This window comes from Fulvimarina endophytica (genome assembly GCF_003403015.1).
GTDB lineage: Bacteria > Pseudomonadota > Alphaproteobacteria > Rhizobiales > Rhizobiaceae > Fulvimarina > Fulvimarina endophytica.
In genome coordinates, this window is sequence record NZ_QURL01000009.1 from 62,259 (window position 1) to 82,125 (window position 19,867).

Consider the following 19,867-nt stretch of genomic DNA (forward strand, 5'->3'; position numbering starts at 1 on the left):
GCCGCTTCGAAGTCGAGGACCCAGGCCCATGACCGCATTCGCCCTCTATCCGAGCCTCAAGGGCGCGAGCGTCGCCGTTTCCGGCGGTGCCTCGGGCATCGGCGCCGAGATCGTGCGCGCCTTCGCCGCGCAAGGCAGCCGCGTCGGTTTCGTGGATTTCGATCGGGAAGGCGGGGAGCGGCTTGCGGCGGAGCTGTCGTCCGAAGGCTCCGAGGTCGCCTTCGAATTCTGCGATCTGCGCGAGGCCGAAGCGATCGGACCGGCCTTCGAGAGGCTCGCCGCGCGCATCGGGCCTGTCGGCGTTCTCGTCAACAATGCGGCGCGGGACGATCGGCACGACTGGCGCGATGTGACCCCCGCCTATTACGACGAGCGCATCGCCACCAACCTCAGGCACATGTTCTTCGCCATCCAGGCGGTCGCGCCCGGAATGATCGAGGCCGGCAAGGGCTCCATCGTCAATATGGGGTCGAACAGCTGGTGGGAGGCTTCGGGCGGCATGCCGGTCTATACGACCTCGAAGGCCGCCGTCCACGGCATGACGCGCTCCTTCGCGCGCGATCTCGGACCGCACCGGATCCGCGTCAACACGGTGGTTCCGGGCTGGGTGATGACCGAGCGGCAGAAGGAGAAGTGGGCGACGCCGCAATCGCTCGAGCGGCACCGTCAGAACCAGTGCCTGCCGGATCTCATCGATCCGGTCTATCTGGCGCGGATGGTGCTGTTCCTGGCGTCCGACGACGCCGCCATGTGCACGGCGAGCAATTACATGGTCGAGGCCGGCTCGATCTGAGGCTCGCTACGGCCGGTCTTGCCGGCGATAGCTGCGTCGGAGAGCAGTTCGAACTCCCTCGTCACCTGTTCGAAGCGCTCAGCGTCCGAAAAGCGATGCGGGGGAGGGGAAGCGCGACGGGCGGAACGGATTGGTGCCGGCTTCGTGATCGAAGCGGACGGCCTTCGCGCGGCTGCGTCCTTCATAGGTCCGGGACGTGGCGTTGCGGATATTGGCAAACATGGGACTGCTTTCGGATGGTCTTTTCGCCGCTGCGTGTCGCTTGCGGCGTCTGCATTGGTGAAGCCTCGAAGAAGGCCTCGCATTCTCGAAGTCTCAGCGGGCGTTGCGCGCGGCGATGCGGTGGGGCAGCATGGAAAAGCTGAAACGCGTCTTTTCCAGCTGATCGACGCTGCCGGTGGCCTTGTCGATATGCGCCAGCTTGCGGTGGTCGAGGGCGGTGAAGCTCGTCAGCATGGGGTCTCTCCTGCCAAGCGATGAAGGTCTTTGCTGCAATGCAATATGACCCTTCGACCCTTGCGTAACAATGCAGGCGAACGGGACGCTTCCATGCAGGAATGCATGGGGGCGTTCATCATTCCTTCACCAAAGACTGCTGTTTTGGAATCATTGCCGAACACTGCGCCGCCCGTTCAGCCCTCTCGTTGCGAAAGGCGGTCGCGATGGCGCCGGCGATCGGTGGCAAGATCGAACGCGCCATAGGCTGCGACGACCAGGAAACAGGCGGCCGGGACCCCATAGGCGGTGGTCGCCCCGTAGGCGTCCATCATCGCGCCGTGGACGAGCGGCAGCAGCGCGCCGCCGAGGATCGCCATCACGAGCCCCGCCGCGCCGAACTTCGTGTCCTCGCCGAGCCCTTCGAGGGCGATGCCGTAGATGGTCGGGAACATCAGCGAGAGGCACAGCGACAGGGCGACGACGGCGATGACGCCCGACAGCCCCGGAACGAGCACCGCATAGAGGCTGAGACCGGTGCCGAGAAGCGCCATTGCGAGGAGCAGGGCCGAGGGGCGGACATAAGCGAGGATCACGGTCATGGCGAAGCGCGAGACGAGGAAGACGATGAGGCTCGCCTGAAGCCAGGCGCCGCCTTCCGTCTCGCTCGCTCCGATCGCCGACTGGGCGTACTGGATCGTGAAGGTCCAGGCGCAGGTCTGGGCCGCGACGTTGAAGAACTGGGCGATGACGCCGAACCGGTAATGGGGGTTGCCGGCGAGGCGTTTGAGGGTCGGCCCGAAATCGATGGCCGAGATGCCCTCTTCCTCGTCCCGCGTCCTCGGCACCTTCGACAGAGCGATGCCGATCCAGATCACGACGAGCAGGCAGGCCATGCCCACATAGGGCGTCATGACGGCGCCGAGTTCGGCTTGCTGGATGCGTTCCAGTTGCTCGGGCGCCATCGCGGCCCGCTCCGCCTCGCTCGCCGGATTCAGCTGCGGCAGGATCAGCGTCGCGGCGAGGAAGACGCCGATATTGGTGCCGACCGGGTTGAAGGCCTGGGCGAAGTTCAGGCGGCGGGTGGCGTTCGCCTCCGGCCCCATGGCGATGACGAAGGGATTGGCCGAGGTCTCCAGGACGGAAAGACCGGCGGCGAGGACGAAGAGGGCGGCGAGGAACGGCCCGAAGGACATCGCAAGGCTCGCCGGATAGAACATGAAGGCGCCGACCGCGGCGAGGCCGAGGCCGAGAAGCACGCCGGTCTTGTAGGAATAGCGCCGGGTGACGAAGGCGGCCGGCAGGGCCAGGAGGAAATAGGCCCCGTAATAGGCGAACTGCACGAAGGCCGATTGCAGCGCGCTCATGGAAAAGATCTTCGAGAACACGTTGACCAGCGGATCGGTCATGTTCGCGGCGATGCCCCAGGCGGCGAAGCACGTCACCAGGAGAACGAAGGGCACCGTCATGCCCGGATAGAAGAATGGGGGTCTGTCCCTCATCTGTGCCGCGCCTCCCGCATCGCATCGCCGTCCGAAAGCCTTCGTTGAATGAGGTTTTCGTCACCGCCTATCGCAAAGGTAGCGCACGAGCGCCCTAGCGTCGGCACAAGGGGACGCAAAAAAGTAAAGGCAAGGGGCATGGACGGGCGCGCGGCGCCCGCCGCACAGTCTCTGCGTGGGTCTTGCGTGGAGGGGGCGCGCCGTTCCCCGGTCCGCCTCAGATCCGGTCGAGCGACCCGCTCGCGACCACCGGTCCCGTCGGGCTGCCCGTCGGCGAGCCGCCTTCCGGCTCCAGCGAGATGGCGAGCGTCGCGCCGGCGCTCGCGGCCTCCCCGCCCGTATCGAGCCGGACCCGCAAGGGCCGGTCGCCGGTGATGACGCCCAGCGAACGGGGCGCGGGGGCATCGTTCTCGATCAGCCAGAGTTCGGGAACCCGTCCGGCCTCCGCGATGCCGTCGACCGGCACGAGCGTCGCCGTGCGGCTGTCGAGATCGACCACCACCGTGAAGTAGACGAGGCCCGTATCGGAGGCGAGGCTTGCGGTGAGCGCGCCGTCCGCAAGCGTTGCCTGGGGCGCGGTGCCGAGGCCCTGTCCGCCCGGAGGGATCATGATCGCGAGCGCCGCGAGGCTGGCGACGGCAAGAAGCGAGCTCGCCCCCGCGATCGTGCGCCAGATGGGAGAGACCCCGGCAAGACCCCTGGCCGGGGCGGGGCGTTCGGCGCGGTTCGCAAGCGTGCCGCGATAGGTCGCGCTCACCCTGGCGATGCGGTCGATATCCTCGCTGACCCGCTCCCAGACATCGGCGGGGGCTTCGGCGGGCCGGATCGCGCCGAAGAGGGGCGCAAGGCGGTTCTCCCACCACAGAACGCTCGATGCGAAACCGCCGTCCTCGCGCATGCGCCGCTCGGCCTCGCGCCGCTCGGCCCCGGTGAGGACGCCGAGCGCATATTCGGCCGCCATGTCCGCGGGGGCCTCCGACCGATCCTGAAGGTCGCTCATCGCGAGAGACATCCTTTCAACTTGATCAGGCCGCGCCTGATCACGCTCTTCATGGTGCCGAGCGGCACCTCGGCGGTATCGGCGAGTTCCTGATAGGTCCGCCCGGCGAAGAACGCCGTCCGGATCGCGTGGCTCGTCCGCTCGTCCAGTTCGCCGATACAGGCCACGAGGCGGTCGTGATCGTCCCGGGCGGTGAGCACCTGGAACGCGTCGGGCTGGTCGTCGGGCACGTCGAGCGCGGTCTCGATATCCCGTTCGTCGCGCCGTCCGATCTGGCGGACGCGGTCGATCGACCTGTTGCGGGCGATCGTCGCGAGCCAGGTGATCGGACTTGCGCGACCCGGATCGAAATCGGCCGCCTTCATCCAGACCGAAAGATAGACGTCCTGGAGAACGTCCTCGGCTTCCCTGCGGTCGTTCAAGATACGCAGGGCGATGCCGAATAGCTTCGCCTGGGTCCGGTCGTAGAGGTCCTTCAAGGCGGATTTGTCGCCGCCGGCGATCCGGGCCAGCCGTTCGACCAGATAATGGCGGCCGTCCTCGTCCTCGCGTCCCGAACTGCCTGCCATCGAAGCTCCTCCATCTTGCGACAAGGCCAACAGGCTTGCCGGAAGGAAGTCAAGCTTGCGGTTTCTGCGGAACTCACCTCGGGCGCCCGCTTGAGACCCGAGCGAAGGGAGCGTTGCGAGCCGCCGCGCCGGCGACCCCTCGCGGGGCATACCCTCGCCTCGAGCCCGCCACGCCCTGCCGCGCCGGCCCTCGCGGGTCGGATGCAAAACGAAAGCGCCGGGCCCCGTCTGAGAACGGGACCCGGCGCTTGAAGATAATCGGCTGATCGAACGATCAGGATCCGAACGTCAGATCCTGCTGCGACCCCGGCCGAAGATGAGCGATGCGATGAACAGCACGATCGCGACCACCGCGATGATCTTGGCGATGCCGACGGCCGTGCCGGCGATGCCGCCGAAGCCGAGAACCGCTGCAATCAGCGCGATGATGAGAAATGTGATGGCCCAACCGAACATGGTCCTGCTCCTTTTGAAGACGACATGATCATCGGCGCGTGACCTGCCCGCATTCCCTTCCGGTCAGGACGTCGGTGATTTCATGGGTATCAACGTCCTTCACGGACAAACGATCCCTTCGTGACAACGAAATCGTGATTTCGCAGATTCCGGGGACCGACCGAGGCGGGGGGGCCGCGGCTTTGTGCGCGGATGGCGGAGCGCCGGCTCTTTCTTCGGCGCGCGCCTGCGTCTAAAGGGACGCTCATGGCTCTTCCTCCGCTTCTCCGCCTTGCCGGCGTGCGCCTCACCTTCGGCGGCACACCGCTTCTCACCGATTGCGAACTGAACGTCCTGCCGGGCGATCGCATCGCCCTGGTCGGGCGCAACGGATCGGGCAAATCGACCCTTCTGAAGATCGCCGCCGGGCAGATCGAGGCCGATGGCGGCGAGGTGTTCCTGAAGCCTGGCACGACGCTGCGCTATCTGCCGCAGGAGCCCGATTTCGGCACCTTCGGGAGCGTCGGCGAATATGTGCGCTCGGGGCTGGGGCCGGCCGACGATCCCTACCGGGTGGACATGTGCCTGATGGCGCTCGGCCTGACGGAGGACATGGTGCCGGGCAATCTGTCGGGCGGGGAGGCGCGGCGCGCCGCGCTCGCACGAACGCTCGCCCCCGAGCCGGACGTGATCCTGCTCGACGAGCCGACCAACCATCTCGACCTTCCGACCATCGAATGGCTGGAAGGCGAACTCGGCCAGATCAAGAGCGCCATCGTCACCATCAGCCACGATCGCCGCTTCCTCGAAACCGTGACGCGGGCGACCGTCTGGCTCGACCGGGGCGCGGCCAAGCGGCTCGACGAGGGCTTTGCGGGCTTCGAGGCCTGGCGCGACAAGCTGCTCGAGGAAGAGGAGCGCGACCTTCAGAAGCTCGACCGCAAGATCGTGCGCGAGGAGCACTGGCTGCGCTACGGCGTGACGGCGCGGCGCACGCGCAACCAGCGCCGGCTCGAAGGCCTGCACCAGCTGCGCCGCGACAGGCGCGATGCGCGCCGGGCCGAGGGCAAGGCGGTGATGAGCGCGGGCGAGACGCGGGAGAGCGGCAAGCTCGTGATCGAGGCCGTCGACATCGCCAAGGCCTATGGGGACCGCGTCCTCGTCCAGGACTTCTCCACCCGTATCGCGCGCGGCGACCGGATCGGGCTCGTCGGCCCGAACGGCGCCGGCAAGACGACGCTCCTGAAGATGCTGATCGGCGAGGTCGAACCCGATACCGGCCGCATCAAGCGCGGCACCAATCTCGATCTCGCCTTTCTCGACCAGAAGCGGGCGGCGCTGAAGGACGAGGAGACCGTGACCGACGCGCTCACCGGCGGGCGGGGCGATCAGGTGATGGTGAACGGCGCGCCGCGCCATGTGGCCGGTTATCTGAAGGATTTCCTGTTCAAGCCCGAGCAGATGAGAACGCCGGTCGGCAACCTGTCGGGCGGCGAGCGCGCGCGGCTTCTTCTCGCCAAGACGCTGGCGACGCCCGCCAACCTCCTCGTCCTCGACGAGCCGACCAACGATCTCGACATGGAGACGCTGGATCTCCTGGAGGAACTCGTCGCCAATTATCCCGGCACGGTCCTTCTCGTCAGCCATGACCGCGACTTCCTCGACCGCACGGTGACGGCGGTGGTCAATCCGGCCGGCGACGGCCGCTGGATCGAGTTCGCGGGCGGCTATTCCGACATGCTCGCCCAGAAGCGCGACGCGGCGAAGGCCGGCAAGGCGTCCGAGGCGAACACCCGCAAGGAGACCGGCGGTGCCGCCGGCACCGGCGGAGCGAAGGCGGGCGCCGCCACCAAGCCTGCGCCGTCCAATGCCGGCAAGCTCTCCTTCAAGCAGAAATTCGCCCTCGAAAACCTGCCCAAGCAGATCGCCAAGCTCGAGGCCTCGATCGCCAAGGCCGAGGCGGAGATGGCCGATCCCGCGCTGTTTGCGAAGAACCCGCAGCGGTTTCACGCGCTCGCCGCCGCGATCGAGACCGATCGCGCGGCGCTCGCCGCGGCCGAGGACGAGTGGCTGGAACTCGAAATGCTGGCGGGCGGCTAGGCGGCGCGCGCTCCAAGAAGACAGCCCGCACGAGGCGGCGCATCCTCGCCGCCTCTCCATTGCCGCTCCATTGCATCCGGCGTGTTCGATCCTTGCCGGGTCGTCCCGGCATGACCGGCTAAAGCACCGGACCGAAACCTGGACCCGGTTTTCGGGCCATCCGATGCGTCAGCAGGAAACAGATGCCTAGCGGTGCTTCTGGCCCTCGCCGTAGAACATCTTCTCCCATTTCTTGTGGGCCTTGTAGCCCTCGCGGATGAAGGGGGTGAAGACGGCCATGTTGAGAACGGCCTTGTTCATGGCCTTGGCCGGCTGGTTCAGGGGCTTCTCGAAATCGACGAACAGCACCACGCGGACCTCGTCCGAATGGTTCCAGGCCTCGTGCTCGTAGGCATCGTCGAAGATCAGGGCCTTGCCCTCTTCCCAGTGGCAGAGCTGGTCGTCGACGCGGATGCCGATCTTGTCGGGCTGGTCCGGGACGATGAGGCCGAGATGGAAGCGCAACACGCCGTTATAGGGGCCGCGATGGGGCGGCAGGTGCTTGCCCGGCTCGAAGATCGAGAACATCGCGGATTTCAGGCCGGGGATCTTCTGGAGGATGCGCCAGGTCTCGGGGCACTGGCGGATCGCCTCTTCCGACTTGATGCCGTAGCCGCACAGGAAGAAGGTCTTCCAGTTGCTGTCGGAGGAGATGGAGCGCACTTCCGAGGAGATCTCGTGAAAGGCCGGCAGGTCGCCCTTGCGCACGAGAAGCTTGTCGAGCTCGGCGCGGATCAGCTTCCATTCGGCCTCCACGTCCCGCGCCCAGGGGAAGGCGTCGGTCGGGAAGACCGGCGGATTGCCGACGGCTGAATGCTTGAGGTTCAGCTTCTCGGCCTTGTCGACCAGTTTCTGCACCGACCGCGCGACGATGCCGCCGCCGCCCATCGTGTCTTCCAGACCCTCGGTCTTGAAGGATTGCTGGCTCTCCGGCTTGTTCATGACGTCTCTTCCAAACTTCGAACGCTCTGGGCCCTCGGCCCCGAAATTCAGCGGCGGGTCCCGAGGGTCCGGTTTCCTGATTGCGCAACGGATGCTTCGAAACCGCTGCGACCGCGATTCGCCCGGATGCACCGGCCGGCCCCTGGACCGTCGCCGGCACCGGGCCCGGACATCGTCATCGTTCCGTCATCCAGCGTTGAAACGCGCATGACGGGCGATTTGATGCATCGGCTACTGAAAATCAAACGCGGACAGTCCGGTCACCATGTCGTCGAAGCCGGAGGGGCGGGTCAGCGGCGGCTCGGCCCGCGACAGGCAGGCCTGGCGTTCGCAGAGCCTGCAGGCCTGCCCGATCGGGGTGACGCCCGCCTGGCCGGTCTCGCTGCCGAGCTGGCGGCCATAGACCGTCTCGCCCTTGAAGGCGATGTCGCAACCGATGAGGATCGCGGTGCGCCGGGGCCGTTCGGCAAATCCGGTCTGCAGGCCCTCCAGCGTGCGGGCGACGAGGAGGAACTGCGAGCCGTCGGGCATCGCGGCGACCTCCACGATGATGTGGCCGGGCTGGGAAAAGGCGGCGTGGACGGGAAGCTTGGGGCATTCGCCGCCGAAACGCTGGGTGGGAAAGCCCCGCGCGCCGGCCCGGCGGAAGTGATTGCCGGCATTGTCGATCTCCTGCATGAAGAAGGGCACGCCCGGCGCCCCCTGGCGCTGGAGCGTTGTCATCCGGTTGGCCGCCTGTTCGAAGGAGACCTGGAAGCGGGCGGCGAGGACGTCGATGTCGTAGGCCTCGCTCTCGGCCGCCGCGCGGAAGAGCTTGTAGGGCATGACCAGCGCATGGGCCGCGTAGCGCAGGAGTTCGAAACGCGCCAGACGCCCCGCCTCGTCGGTGGAAAAGGTGAAGGTGCGCCATTCGCGGTCGATCACGTCGCCGAATTTCAGCATGGCGGCCTGGAGCGCGATCTCGCGCAGCCGGTCGGCATGGGACAGGCGCTCGGACAGAAACAGGCGGCGTGAATGCCGGTCGAAGCGGCGCCGATAGATCGGCATGCGGTTCAGCGGAAGGACGCGCACGGTCACCTCCCGCTCGCGCGCGAGCCAGGCCTTGAGGGGACCGCTCGCCCCTTCGCCCGGATCGATGCCGAGCTCCTCGTGGAACGCCTCGGCGGCCGTGTCGATGGCGGCGAAGAAGTTGGGCCGGCCCTCGAAGGTCTCGTGCACCTCGTTGATCGGCAGGCGCGTTCCCGCAAGGCTCGTGGTGCGTCCGTCCTTGGCGAGGAGATTGGACAGATCGGTCAGCCGGCTCTGCTGTTCGCGATAGGCGCGGTAGAGCTTGAGGATGGCCTTGGCCGCGTTCGGCGCCGCATCCGCGATCTCGCCGAGTTCCTGATCGCCCGCGATCTCGCCGGACAGGAGCGGATCTGAGAACAGGGTCTTCAGTTCGCTCAGGGTCTCGTCCTCGCCGCCGCGCAGGTCGCCGAGATCGATGTCGTAGGTCTGCGACAGCTTGAGGACGAGCTGCACCGTGAGCGGGCGCTGATTGCGCTCGATGAGGTTCAGATAGCTGGGCGAGATGCCCAGCTCCTCGGCCATCGCCGTCTGGGTGAGGGACAGGCCGTGACGGATGCGGCGGATGCGGGGGCCGGCGAAGATCTTGCTCTCTGCCATGATCTCAGCGCCCGGCCTTCGCTATGCCGCGCGCACGCCTCTTCAGCCGGCGGTCAGCCCCTGATCGCGGCGCGCGCAGGCCGGTCCCGGACCGCGCATGTAATAGCGTTCCGGCCGGTAGGCGGGGCGAATCGAGGTGGTGATAAGCGAAAGAAGGCGCTTGGCTGACGCGACCATGGGCGCGACCCTCCGATGAATTGAACCAGCTTCGTGTATGGCTCCAGACTGGTGCCAATCCGTTGCGAATTCGCAAATGAGCGTCCTTTCGGGCGTAATTCGGTCAACAAATACAAGTGATTGCAGGAAAGGCGCAGCTGTTGCCGCACGGCCACTCCTCACCCTGCGGCACCCGGTGCGAGCATAGCGGTCCGCGACTGGTCTTTACAACTGTGACAAGCTTCGGATGTATCCCTGTCAAGACCGGGCGGTTTCGGTGGGTTTGTCGCCCGGCCTTCCGGGACAAGCCTTGCGAAGGCGGACGGAAACGGTCAAAACGGCAGCAACCGAATTCTGGGAGCAGATCCATGAGCGAGAACAACGTCACCGGCGAAGATCGTCCGCGCACCCGCGTCCGCGAGCGCGCCGAGGAGCAGTCGAGCACGATGGGCGACGACCAGCAGGCGGCGATCCGCATGCTGGCCAACGACCTTCACCGGCTGAACCAGTCGGTGATGAAGGCGGTCGAGGCCGGAGTGTCCGTCGAACTGGTGCGCTCGGCCCGCCACCATGCCGGAAACGGCAATTGGGGCGACCTTCTGATCCCGGTGATCGTGCGCACCGAAAGCTGATGCGGCGGGCGTTTCGCCCGCTCACCTGACATCCCGGGCCGGCACGCCATCCGCGAGCCGGCCTTTTTCGTGGCAACGCCTGTCGGCCGGGCCCGGCGAAAGGGTAGCGGCACGGCGCCAAGCCGACGGAAGGCACGCGAAAAGGCCATGACCGCCCATCTCGCCATCCTGTTCCTGGCGACGCTTCTCGACCGGATCGTCGGCGATCCGCCCGAACTCTGGCGCAGGCTGCGCCACCCCGTCGTCCTCGTCGGCGGCCTCATCGCCGTGCTCGACCGGTCCCTGAACGATCCGCACCTGCCCTCCGGACGGCGGCGTCTCAACGGCTGCCTCCTCGCGCTCCTCCTCGTCCTCGGCGGGGCGATCCTGGGGCTCGGTCTCTCCGCTCTCTTCTCGCTCGCCGGCATCGTCGGCGCGGTCTTCGAGATCGTGCTCGTCGCCGTCTTCCTCGCCCAGAAGAGCCTTCTCGACCATGTGGGAGCGGTGGAGACCGCGCTGAAGGACGAGGGGCTGGAAGCCGGCCGCGCGGCGGTGGCCCAGATCGTCGGCCGCGACGTCAGCGAACTCGACGAGGCGGGCGTCTGCCGGGCCGCGATCGAGAGCCTCGCCGAGAACACATCGGACGGGATCGTCGCGCCCTTCCTCTTCTATCTCGTCCTCGGCCTGCCCGGTCTCCTCGTCTACAAGGCCGTGAACACGGCCGATTCCATGGTCGGCCATCTCGACGAGACCTATCGCGACTTCGGGTGGGCGTCGGCGCGGCTCGACGACCTCCTCAATCTCGTGCCGGCGCGCCTGACGGCCCGTCTCTATGTCCGCCTCTCCGTACCGGGCGGAAGGCCGGCGCGCCGCGCGGCAATGGACGAGGTGCGCCGCGATGCCCGCCTCCATCGCTCCCCCAATGCCGGATGGCCCGAAAGCGCGCTCGCCCGGGGTCTCGCCATCGCGCTCGGCGGCCCGCGCCGCTATCGCGGTCTTCATGTCGAAGCCCCGTTCATCAACGCGAACGGCCGGCGCGCGGCGATTGCCGCCGATATCGCCGCCGGCACCGGGCTGACGCGCAGGCTCTTCGACCGGCTCCTGTGGATCGCGGGCCTTGCGATGCTCGCATCGCTCCTCCTGTCCGCCGGCCTCGCCTGAACGTGCCGGGATGGAAGACGCGGAGCGGGAAACCGCCGAGCCGTGGCCTTGCAATGTCAGGCATTCGAACGGAGGGCAACGATCGGACCTGTAACGCATTACATCACCGGGAGTAGCGGATCGGAATCGTCCGGCGCTACCTCCGGGGAAAGACACATCCGGCCGACCGGCAAAACTGCGCTTGAAGAATCAACGGAATGGAAACTCTTCGGACGTGCAGTAACGCCGGTTCCGGGTCTTTCGCTTTGCATTCGTCCACAAGAGTGATATGGTCAATTCGCTCTTTTCATACGGTCTTCCGGGAGCGGCTTTCTCGCCCGTGGCAATTTTGACGGTTTGGGGCCGGAATGAGACTTTACTTCCACTTGCGCAAGTCGGCGCATGACGTTCGGCTGGATGAAGAAGGTCAGACGTTCGCGACCCTCGAAGACGCCTACATGACCGCCTGCCGGGAGATCCCCGACATGGTGGCGGAGTTCCTGCGCCAGCGGACCGATGCCATGGGTTTCGCGTTCGAAGTGTGCGACGCGGACGGCCAGTTGGTGATGGAAATCCCGTTCCGGGAAATGGTCCGATCCGACCTGCGGGTCGACATGACGCTCTCGGAGCGCTGGTTCGCGGGCATCAAGCGGCGGGATATCCGCGATCCCGCCTCCGGTCCCTCGAATTTTTCGGAATTTCTCTATTCGCCCGTCGCCGCCATCCTCCTGAAGCCGTCGGGCTATATCGAGGCGGTGAACCAGACCTTCGCGGGCGCCGGTGTGACCCAGGTCTCCCACATGATCGGGCGCAGTTTCTTCGAGATCTTTCCCGACCGGATCGAGAACGACGAGTTTGCCGGCCGTCGCCGTCTGCAGGAAAGCGTCGAACGCATCGCCTCCACCCATACGCCGGAAGCCTGGAGCAACCAGCGATACGACGTCCTCGTCTCCGGCGGCGAATGGATGGAGCGCTATTGGGACGTGAACAACTGGCCGCTCTTCAACGATGACGGGCGCCTTCGCGGGATCGTGCATTACGGGCGGCCCGTGGTCGATCCGGGCCTCGAGCGCACGCGCGACATCTTCGAGCGCCTGACCGTCATCGAGGCCTGACCGAGGCCCGGCCGGGTCTTCCATCCGGCGGCCGGAAGGCGCCTCGCGGACCTCAGAAACCGCTTTCCCAGCCCCCCGTCGATAATGTAAGCCCTTTAGAGCTTCGAACCCGATTTAAAGATTCGGGTCCGCGGCTCCTGTTTCTTGCTGACGCATCGGATGGCCCGGAAACCGGGCCCACCTTTCGGTCCGATGCTCCAGGCAAACCACGCGCCCATGCTATCGGAGGACCCCATGGACAGACGCAAATTCATCACCGGTGCGGCCGTCGGCGCCGCCGGTGTGACGGGGCTCGCCGCGCCCGCGATCGCGCAGGACAGGCCCAAGCTCCAGTGGCGCATGACCTCCTCCTTCCCCAAATCGCTCGACACGCTCTACGACGCCTCGCTGACCATCGCGAAATACGTGACGGAAGGCTCCGACGGCCAGTTCGAGATCCAGGTCTTTGCCGCCGGCGAGATCGTTCCGGGCTTGCAGGCCGCCGATGCGGTGACGAACGGCACCGTCGAGATGGCCCATACCTGCTCCTATTACTACTGGGGCCAGGACGCGACCTTCGCCCTCGGCACCTCGATCCCGTTCGGGCTGAACGCGCGCCAGACCAATGCCTGGTTCTACCATGGCGACGGCAACAGGCTGATGAACGAGTTCTTCGCCACCAAGAACATCTACGGCCTGCCCTCGGGCAATACGGGCGTGCAGATGGGCGGCTGGTACCGCAACGAGATCAATTCGCTCGAGGACCTGAAGGGACAGAAGGTCCGCATCGCGGGTCTTGCCGGGCGCATCGTCGAGAAGCTCGGCGTCGTGCCGCAGCAGCTGGCCGGCGGCGACATCTATCCGGCGCTCGAAAAGGGCGTGATCGACGGCGCCGAATTCGTCGGTCCCTATGACGACGAGAAGCTCGGCTTCGTGAAGGTCGCCCCGTTCTACTACTATCCCGGCTGGTGGGAGGGTGGCCCTACCGTCCACAGCTTCATCAATCTGGAGAAGTGGAACGAGCTGCCCAAGAGCTACCAGTCGCTGCTCACCGCCGCCTGCCAGGCGGCCAATTGCGACATGACCGCCAATTACGACTACAAGAACCCGGCGGCGATCAAGACCCTCGTCAATCAGGGCGCCAAGCTGCGCTCCTTCAGCCAGGACATTCTCCAGGCGGCCTACGACGCCTCCAAGGAGGTCTATGCGGAGATCGGCGCCTCGAACCCGACCTTCCAGTCGATCTACGAGAACCAGCTGGAATTCAAGCGGGACGCCTATCTCTGGGCGCAGCTCGCCGAATACACCTACGACACCTTCATGATGATCCAGCAGCGCAACGGCGCGATCTGATCGGGTGGCCGGCGGGTCTTCCCGGCGGGCCGTTTCTGCGACATGCAAGCCCCGGGCGGAGACGTCCGGGGTTTTTGCGTTTGCGAAGGCGTCCCGCCCGTGGTTGCATTGCACGCGGGCGGGACGCACTCTTGCGGACGCCTCGAATGCGGTGACCCGTCCGTCACCGATGTTCTCGGCACGCCATTCTCGCGCATGGAGCGATCACATGAGGTCCGTCGCCATTCTGGGAGCCGGCATCACCGGCATCACCACCGCCTACAAGCTTCTGGAACGCGGCTTCGACGTGACGGTGTTCGAGCGCCATGACGGGGCCGCTCTCGACACGTCCTTCGCCAATGCCGGACAGCTCTCGGCCTCCAATGCCGAGGTCTGGAACCGTCCCGGCACCTTTCTCAAGGGGCTGAAATGGATGTTCACGCGCGATGCGCCGCTGCTCGTCCATCCCGCGCCCACGCCCCACAAATTGTCCTGGATGCTCCAGTTCGTGCTCGCCGCGCGCTCCTACGAGGAGAACACGATCCGCACCACCGAGATGGCGATCGCCGCTCGCCGTCATCTTCTGGAGATGGCGGACAAGGAAGGGATCGAGTTCGACATCGAGAAACGCGGCATCCTGCACATCTTCGAGGACGAGAAGGAACTCGCCCATGCGCGCGAGGTGAACGCGCTCCTCGATCGCGGCGGCCTTTCCCGCCGATATGTCACGCCGCAGGAGATCGCGGTGATCGAGCCGGCCGTGACGGGGAAGTTCGTCGGCGGCTATTTCACCGAGAGCGATTTCACCGGCGATATCCACACCTTCACGAGGGGCCTTGCCGAGGCCTGCGCGCGGCGCGGTGCAAAGCTCTTCTTCGGCACCGAGGTCGTGGGCACCCGGGCGGACGACGAGCGGGCGGACGTCACCGTGCGCGAGGCGGGCGGCGAGCGGCGGACGCGCACCGAGAGCTTCGACGCCGTCGTCGTCTGCGCCGGCGTGTCCAGCCGGGCGATCGCCAGAGGGCTCGGCGACCGCATCAATATCTATCCGGTCAAGGGCTATTCGATCACCGTTCCCCTGAAGGACGAGCCGAGCCGGACGGCCGCGCCCCATGTCTCGATCCTCGACGACGAGGCGAAGATCGTCGGAACGCGGCTCGGCCAAAGGCTGCGCGTCGCCGGCACGGCGGAGTTCGCGGGCGAGAACCGCACGGTGCGCCAGGAGCGCATCGAGCCGCTTCTCGCCTGGTGCCGCACCCGCTTTCCCGGCGTCTCGCTCGCGGATTACGAATCCTGGGCGGGTCTTCGGCCGATGATGCCGGACATGATGCCGAAGGTCGGCCGAGGCAGGGCGCGCACGGTGTTCTACAATACCGGCCACGGCCATCTCGGCTGGACGCTGGGGGCGATCACCGCCGAAACGGTTGCGGCCGAGGTCGCCGAGGCCTTCGCAGCGGGCCGGAACGCGCCGAAGGCGGCCTGAGACGCGGGCTTGGTCTCCGGTTTCCGGCCGACGCATCGGGTGGTCTTGAAAACCGGGGCCACGGTTCGGTCCGATGCCGGAGCGGGGCCGGACTTGTCCCCACCGATCGCCCATCTTGTCCGCGGGGTCTGCCGCTTCATGCATCCTTCACGTCTCGTTATCGGATGGGACAGGAAGGAGAACGGCATGGCGGTCGACAGACAGGTGATCGAGGGCGCCCGGCGCGTGGGCGCGGAAAGCGGCGTTCGGCCGGCGATTCTCCTCGCGGTGGCGATGGTGGAGACGCGGGCGACCCCCTTCGTCGAGATCGAGGGTGCGGCCCTGCCGCTGATCCGGTTCGAGGGCCATTATTTCGATCGGCATCTCTCCGAGGCCAGGCGCGAGACCGCGCGCGGCGCAGGCCTTGCCCATCCGCGCGCCGGGCGCATCCGCAATCCGGCGACCCAGAGCGCACGCTGGGCCCTGTTCGAACGGGCGGCCGATATCGACCGCGAAGCGGCCTGCGCTTCGGTCTCCTGGGGGCTCTGCCAGGTGATGGGCGCCCATGCGGGCCTCCTCGGCTACGGCACGGCCGAGGCGCTCGCACGGGAGGCGAGGCTGTCGATCGAGGGGCAGTTCACGCTCGCGGCCCGCTTCCTCTCCAGGGGCAATCTCGCCGCCCGTCTCGCCGATGGCGACGTCGCCGGCTTCTCGCGCCGCTATAATGGTCCGGCCTATCGCAGCAATCGCTATGACGAGAAGATCTCGGCGGCGCTGGCGCGGGCCGAAATCCTTCTCGCCGAGGCGCAGGATGGCGACTGGCTCGCCCGGGGTGCGAGAGGCGCGGGCGTCATGCGCCTTCAGATCGCGCTTCGCGGCAGGGGCGCGGTGATCGAGACCGACGGCATTTTCGGGCCGCGCACCGAGGCGGCCCTGTCGCTCTGGCAGGGCGCGAAGGGGCTGCCTGTGACGGGCGCCGCCGATGCCGCGACCCGGCGCGGACTGTCGATCTGACGACCGGGCGGGCGGACCGGCGATCGTGTGAACGGTTGGCGGTCCGCGCCCCGGCACTATGTCGCAAGACAGGATGACCAGACCGACCACACCCCCGCCCATCGATCCCCGGCGCCACGCCGTCTTTCTCGACTTCGACGGCACGCTCGCCCCCCTCGTCGACGACCCGGACGCGGTCGCGCTGCCCGATGGCACGCTGGAGCCCCTGATGGCGCTTCAGGAGGCCTGCGGCGGCGCGCTCGCGATCGTCAGCGGCCGAAAGATTTCCGATCTCGACCGGTTCCTCTCGCCCATGCGGTTCGCCGCCGCCGGCGTCCACGGTCTCGAACGGCGCGGCGCGCCCGGCGGAACGGTCGAGCGGCTGATGACGGCGGACGAACTCGACCCCGTGCGCGAGGGTTTGAAGCCGCTGCTCGACGAGCATCCGCAGCTCGGCTTCGAGGACAAGGGGCTCGCCCTCGTCCTCCATTACCGGACCGTACCTCATCTCGAAGAGGCGGCGCGCGAGGGGATGCGCAAGGCCGTCGGCGACCGGGACGATCTCCTGGTGATGGAGGGCGACATGATCGTCGAGATCCATCCGGCCGGCATGGACAAGGGCCGGGCGCTGGAGGCGATGCTGGGGTCGGCTCCCTTCGAGGGGCGTGTGCCCCTCTATGCGGGCGACGATACGACCGACGAATACGCGCTCAAGGTCGTCAGGGAGCGCGGCGGTGTCGCGGTCAAGGTCGGAGAGAAGGAGAGCGTCGCAGAGTTTCGTCTCTCCGATGTTCGCGCGGTGCACGACTGGATCGCCGCATCTCTAGAGAGTTTCAGGTCGAACGAGGATCATTGATCATGGCTGAGACGCAGTCCCGTCTTGTCGCTGTCTCCAATCGTGTCGGACCCTTGAGCGACGAGGGGCAGGCCGGCGGGCTCGTGGTGGGGCTCTCCGATGCCCTGAAGCGCCATGGCGGTCTCTGGTTCGGCTGGAGCGGCGAGACCTCCGCCGAAGGCACCCAGTCGCGGGAGAAGACCGAGGTTCAGGAGAACGTGGAGATGACCACGATCGACCTGACCGAGGAGGAGCTGAAGGGGTTCTACCTCGATTACGCCAACCGCTCGCTCTGGCCGCTGCTCCACTACCGGCTCGATCTCGCCGAATTCGATCGCGCCTCGGACCGGATCTATCGCAATGTGAACCACCGCTTCGCGGTTCGCCTGATGCCCCATCTGAGGGAGGGCGACCTCGTCTGGGTCCACGACTATCACTTCTTCTACATGGGCTCGGAGCTGCGCCAGGCCGGCTATAAGGGCCGGCTCGGCTACTTCCTGCACATTCCCTTCTGCTCCCCGGAGGTCTTCTCGGCGCTTCCGGCAAGCCACGACATCGTGCGCGCGATGCTCGCCTATGACCTCGTCGGCTTCCAGACCGAGCGGGACCGGCGGAATTTCGTCAATTTCTGCACCGGGGAGCTCGGCGGCGAGGAGCTCGACGAGGAGCGGTTGCGCGTCGGAGACCGGACCGTGATCACCCGCGCCTTTCCGATCGGCATCGATGCGGAGGCCTATGCCCGGTTCGCCGTCTCGCCCGAGGCCGGCGAACACGAGGAAATGCTTCGCGACATCTCCCGCAGAAGGGGCGCGCCCGAGGGCGAGGAGGGCGGCCGCAAGCTGATCGTCGGCGTCGACCGGATGGACTATTCGAAGGGTCTGCTCGAACGCTTCTACGGTTTCGAGCGGCTGCTGGAGGACTATCCCGAAAACCGCGGCAACGCGATCTTCCTTCAGGTCGCCCCGCTCTCGCGCTCGGAAGTCGACGCCTATGCCGATCTGCGCCATCAGCTGGAGCACACCGCCGGCCATCTGAACGGCCGGTTCGCGACCCTCGACTGGACGCCGCTGCAGATGATGACGCGGGGCTTCACCCGCAAGGCGCTGGCCGGCATCTACAGGGCCGCGCGGGTCTGCCTCGTCACCCCCTTGCGGGACGGGATGAACCTCGTCGCCAAGGAATTCGTCGCCGCCCAGGACCCCGACGATCCCGGCGTCCTCGTCCTGTCGCGCTTTGCCGGCGCGCTGGCCGAACTCAAGGGCGGCTGCATCACGGTCAATCCCTACAACACGGACGATGTGGCCGCAGCCCTCCAGAAGGGGCTCACGATGCCGCTGGAAGAGCGCAAGCGGCGCTGGCAGGTGATGCGCGAGGCGGTGTTCACGGGAACCGCCCAGCACTGGTGCCAGACCTTCCTCGACCGGCTGGAGGCGAGCCACGACGAGGCGGGCGGCACCGGGGGTAAGAGCCCGGCCTGAGGCGGCCCACAGCATCGGACCGAAACCCGGGCCCAATTCTCGAATCGGGTCCGAGGCTCGAGGGAGCTTTTCCCATGAACGGGGTCGAGCGCCCGCCCTCGACCTTTGCCGCGTCTTGCGCCACAAGGTGGGCCGGACAAGGCCGCCCGAACGGCGCGGCTCATCAATCGTCAATCAAGGCTGCGGGCACCCATGTCGAAGATTCCTGCCACCGTCGTCACCGGGTTCCTCGGGGCCGGCAAGACGACGATCATCCGCAACATGCTGCAGAACGCGGGCGGGCGGAAGATCGCGCTCATCATCAACGAATTCGGCGATCTCGGCGTCGACGGGGACATCCTCACCGGCTGCGGCATCGAGACCTGCAGCGAGGACGACGTCGTCGAACTGACCAATGGCTGCATCTGCTGCACCGTGGCCGACGACTTCATTCCGACCATGGAAAAGCTGCTCGCGCGCCCCGATGCGCCCGATCACATCGTCATCGAGACGAGCGGCCTCGCGCTGCCCCAGCCGCTCGTCGCAGCCTTCAACTGGCCTGAGATGAAGACGCGGGTCACCGTCGACGGCGTCGTGACCGTGGTGGACGCGGCGGCGGTCTCGGAAGGGCGCTTTGCCGAGGACGAGGACCGGGTCGCCGCCCAGCGTCTCGCCGACGAGAGCCTCGATCACGACAATCCGCTGGAGGAGCTGTTCGAGGACCAGTTGCGCGCCGCCGATCTCGTCGTTCTCAACAAGGCCGATCTGATCGATGCCGAGGCGCTCGCCCGGGTGAAGGACGAAGTCGGTCAGAAGACCGCCCGCAGCGTGCGCACCGTCGTCAGCGAGCTCGGCCGGCTCGCGACCGACGTTCTCCTCGGCATTCGCGCCGGAACCGAGGACCTGATCGCCGACCGCAAGTCCCATCACGAGATGGAACACGAGACCGGCGAGGAGCACGACCACGATCACGACGAGTTCGAGAGCTTCGTCGTGGAAGCCGGCGCGCTCGCCGATCGCGAGGCCTTCGCGGCCGCGCTCCCCGAGCTTCTGTCGCGCTACGACATCCTGCGCCTGAAGGGCTTCGCCGAGGTGCCGGGCAAGACGATGCGCCTCGTCGTCCAGGCCGTCGGCAAGCGGGTCGAGACCTATTTCGACCGGCCCTGGAAGGCGGGCGAGACGCGGGCCTCGCGCCTCGTCGTCATCGGCCTTCACGACGGGCTCGACGAGGCGACTCGGGCGGCGATCGCCGGGGACCTCGCTCAGATGATCGAGACGGGCGCCCGGCAGGCGGCCGAGTAGCCCCG

At 66.8% G+C, this 19,867-nt stretch carries 20 protein-coding genes; 11 read left to right on the forward strand and 9 right to left on the reverse strand.

Annotation, left to right across the window (positions count from 1 at the left end; genetic code table 11):
- Positions 1 to 28 precede the first annotated feature (28 nt).
- The gene (locus tag DYI37_RS17710; RefSeq protein WP_116684610.1) at positions 29 to 793 is read left to right on the forward strand and encodes an SDR family NAD(P)-dependent oxidoreductase; all 765 of its coding nucleotides are present in this window, start codon (positions 29 to 31) and stop codon (positions 791 to 793) included.
- A gap of 78 nt (positions 794 to 871) precedes the next feature.
- Here DYI37_RS17710 and DYI37_RS20065 read toward each other — a convergent pair whose 3' ends face one another.
- The 6 genes from DYI37_RS20065 to DYI37_RS17730 all read right to left on the reverse strand — a co-directional run bounded on the left by DYI37_RS20065 (position 872) and on the right by DYI37_RS17730 (position 4,755).
- Complete coding sequence (locus tag DYI37_RS20065) at positions 872 to 1,015, reverse strand: hypothetical protein (protein WP_158555207.1); 144 nt, start codon at positions 1,013 to 1,015, stop codon at positions 872 to 874.
- A 93-nt stretch (positions 1,016 to 1,108) separates the two neighbouring features.
- A complete protein-coding gene (locus DYI37_RS20070; protein WP_158555208.1) occupies positions 1,109 to 1,249 on the reverse strand; it encodes a hypothetical protein in 141 nt (46 codons plus the stop codon).
- 176 nt (positions 1,250 to 1,425) lie between these two features.
- Entirely contained in the window at positions 1,426 to 2,730 is a 1,305-nt protein-coding gene (gene fucP / locus DYI37_RS17715; protein WP_116684611.1) for an L-fucose:H+ symporter permease, read from the reverse strand.
- 217 nt (positions 2,731 to 2,947) lie between these two features.
- Entirely contained in the window at positions 2,948 to 3,730 is a 783-nt protein-coding gene (locus DYI37_RS17720) for an anti-sigma factor (protein WP_158555209.1), read from the reverse strand.
- Positions 3,727 to 4,299, reverse strand: coding sequence for a sigma-70 family RNA polymerase sigma factor (locus tag DYI37_RS17725; protein ID WP_116684613.1), 573 nt, complete (start codon positions 4,297 to 4,299; stop codon positions 3,727 to 3,729). The genes DYI37_RS17720 and DYI37_RS17725 overlap by 4 nt, the downstream gene beginning before the upstream one ends.
- A 288-nt stretch (positions 4,300 to 4,587) precedes the next feature.
- On the reverse strand, positions 4,588 to 4,755 hold the full coding sequence (locus DYI37_RS17730) for a DUF1328 domain-containing protein (protein WP_116684614.1): 168 nt from the start codon (positions 4,753 to 4,755) through the stop codon (positions 4,588 to 4,590).
- A 246-nt stretch (positions 4,756 to 5,001) separates the two neighbouring features.
- Here DYI37_RS17730 and DYI37_RS17735 point away from each other — a divergent pair, with 246 nt between their 5' ends.
- Complete coding sequence (locus DYI37_RS17735) at positions 5,002 to 6,834, forward strand: ABC-F family ATP-binding cassette domain-containing protein (protein WP_116684615.1); 1,833 nt, start codon at positions 5,002 to 5,004, stop codon at positions 6,832 to 6,834.
- Positions 6,835 to 7,020: 186 nt separating this feature from the next.
- Here DYI37_RS17735 and DYI37_RS17740 read toward each other — a convergent pair whose 3' ends face one another.
- The 3 genes from DYI37_RS17740 to DYI37_RS20455 all read right to left on the reverse strand — a co-directional run bounded on the left by DYI37_RS17740 (position 7,021) and on the right by DYI37_RS20455 (position 9,657).
- Positions 7,021 to 7,815: an aspartyl/asparaginyl beta-hydroxylase domain-containing protein gene (locus DYI37_RS17740; protein WP_116684616.1), complete on the reverse strand. Its 795-nt coding sequence runs from the start codon at positions 7,813 to 7,815 to the stop codon at positions 7,021 to 7,023.
- A gap of 231 nt (positions 7,816 to 8,046) precedes the next feature.
- Positions 8,047 to 9,480, reverse strand: a complete 1,434-nt coding sequence (locus DYI37_RS17745) for a helix-turn-helix domain-containing protein (RefSeq protein WP_116684617.1) — start codon at positions 9,478 to 9,480, stop codon at positions 8,047 to 8,049.
- Positions 9,481 to 9,522: 42 nt separating this feature from the next.
- A complete protein-coding gene (locus DYI37_RS20455) occupies positions 9,523 to 9,657 on the reverse strand; it encodes a hypothetical protein (protein WP_280987355.1) in 135 nt (44 codons plus the stop codon).
- Between the two features lie 347 nt (positions 9,658 to 10,004).
- Here DYI37_RS20455 and DYI37_RS17750 point away from each other — a divergent pair, with 347 nt between their 5' ends.
- The 9 genes from DYI37_RS17750 (at position 10,005) to cobW (ending at position 19,862) form a co-directional block, all read left to right on the forward strand.
- Positions 10,005 to 10,268 carry an SMc00767 family acetate metabolism repressor gene (locus DYI37_RS17750; RefSeq protein WP_116684618.1) on the forward strand — a complete coding sequence of 88 codons (264 nt, stop codon included), beginning with the start codon at positions 10,005 to 10,007 and terminating at the stop codon, positions 10,266 to 10,268.
- A gap of 147 nt (positions 10,269 to 10,415) precedes the next feature.
- The gene (gene cbiB / locus DYI37_RS17755) at positions 10,416 to 11,408 is read left to right on the forward strand and encodes an adenosylcobinamide-phosphate synthase CbiB (protein ID WP_116684619.1); all 993 of its coding nucleotides are present in this window, start codon (positions 10,416 to 10,418) and stop codon (positions 11,406 to 11,408) included.
- A gap of 347 nt (positions 11,409 to 11,755) precedes the next feature.
- Positions 11,756 to 12,502, forward strand: coding sequence for a DUF6894 family protein (locus tag DYI37_RS17760; RefSeq protein WP_116684620.1), 747 nt, complete (start codon positions 11,756 to 11,758; stop codon positions 12,500 to 12,502).
- Positions 12,503 to 12,736: 234 nt separating this feature from the next.
- A complete protein-coding gene (locus DYI37_RS17765; RefSeq protein ID WP_116684683.1) occupies positions 12,737 to 13,834 on the forward strand; it encodes a TRAP transporter substrate-binding protein in 1,098 nt (365 codons plus the stop codon).
- A 208-nt stretch (positions 13,835 to 14,042) separates the two neighbouring features.
- Positions 14,043 to 15,296: a D-amino acid dehydrogenase gene (locus DYI37_RS17770; protein WP_116684684.1), complete on the forward strand. Its 1,254-nt coding sequence runs from the start codon at positions 14,043 to 14,045 to the stop codon at positions 15,294 to 15,296.
- 186 nt (positions 15,297 to 15,482) lie between these two features.
- The gene (locus DYI37_RS17775) at positions 15,483 to 16,289 is read left to right on the forward strand and encodes an N-acetylmuramidase domain-containing protein (protein ID WP_116684621.1); all 807 of its coding nucleotides are present in this window, start codon (positions 15,483 to 15,485) and stop codon (positions 16,287 to 16,289) included.
- A 73-nt stretch (positions 16,290 to 16,362) separates the two neighbouring features.
- Entirely contained in the window at positions 16,363 to 17,124 is a 762-nt protein-coding gene (gene otsB, locus DYI37_RS17780; RefSeq protein WP_116684685.1) for a trehalose-phosphatase, read from the forward strand.
- A 2-nt stretch (positions 17,125 to 17,126) separates the two neighbouring features.
- Positions 17,127 to 18,581 carry an alpha,alpha-trehalose-phosphate synthase (UDP-forming) gene (locus tag DYI37_RS17785; protein WP_116684622.1) on the forward strand — a complete coding sequence of 485 codons (1,455 nt, stop codon included), beginning with the start codon at positions 17,127 to 17,129 and terminating at the stop codon, positions 18,579 to 18,581.
- A 192-nt stretch (positions 18,582 to 18,773) separates the two neighbouring features.
- The gene (cobW, locus tag DYI37_RS17790; RefSeq protein WP_116684623.1) at positions 18,774 to 19,862 is read left to right on the forward strand and encodes a cobalamin biosynthesis protein CobW; all 1,089 of its coding nucleotides are present in this window, start codon (positions 18,774 to 18,776) and stop codon (positions 19,860 to 19,862) included.
- The last annotated feature ends 5 nt before the right edge of the window (positions 19,863 to 19,867 follow it).